Source organism: bacterium (assembly GCA_020440705.1).
Classification (GTDB): domain Bacteria; phylum Krumholzibacteriota; class Krumholzibacteriia; order LZORAL124-64-63; family LZORAL124-64-63; genus JAGRNP01.
The window spans coordinates 1-607 of the sequence record JAGRNP010000310.1; the positions used below are offsets into that span (position 1 = coordinate 1).

Consider the following 607-nt stretch of genomic DNA (forward strand, 5'->3'; position numbering starts at 1 on the left):
GCTTCCCCTCCGTCCGGCCGACAATGTTGCAGGAACGCTAGGCCACCGGTGCACCGCGGTGGTAGGGCCGAACTACCCCGCCAGCCAGCGGCGCGGCCAATCCGCCGCCTTGGTGATGCCGATGCGCGGGGTCACCAGGTGCGGGCGCGGCGGCACGTGACCGTCGTCGTACAGCTCGGCCTCGCGCCCGTTCCATGAGCGGTCGATCTCCAACTCACGGCACAGCCGGCCCGGGCCGGTGGTGCGGCGGGCATCGATGCCGTCCACCACGACGGAGCGGATCAACACCGCCTGCCCGTCGCCCGCAGCTCCGGTGACCAGGTTGAGGCAGTGGTGCATGCCGTAGATCAGGTACACGTACCAGTGCCCTGGGGGCCCGAACATGGGCGCGTTGCGCTCCGTGGGGCCACGGAACGAGTGGCTGGCGGGGTCGTCGCGCGTGTACGCCTCGACCTCGGTGATGCGGGCGAGGTGCGGTCCGAGCCTGGCCACCTTGTGCAGCAGGTCCGGCGCCACCATCGTGGCGTCGCGCTCAGCCCAGGTCGGGGGCAACCGCTGCACGCAGTTCCGCCAGCTTGGCGCTGAATCGCTCCAGCTGCACGGCCAC

General features: G+C 71.2%; 1 protein-coding gene. It reads right to left on the minus strand.

What is annotated here, in order from left to right:
• Nucleotides 1-72: 72 nt before the first annotated feature.
• Entirely contained in the window at nucleotides 73-519 is a 447-nt protein-coding gene (locus tag KDM41_18540; GenBank protein ID MCB1185423.1) for a DNA-3-methyladenine glycosylase, read from the minus strand.
• Nucleotides 520-607 lie beyond the last annotated feature (88 nt).

Excerpts from the sequence above, each read along its gene's own strand:
- KDM41_18540 (MCB1185423.1), bottom strand. The coding sequence starts at position 519 with ATGGTGGCGCCGGACCTGCTGCACAAGGTGGCCAGGCTCGGACCGCAC.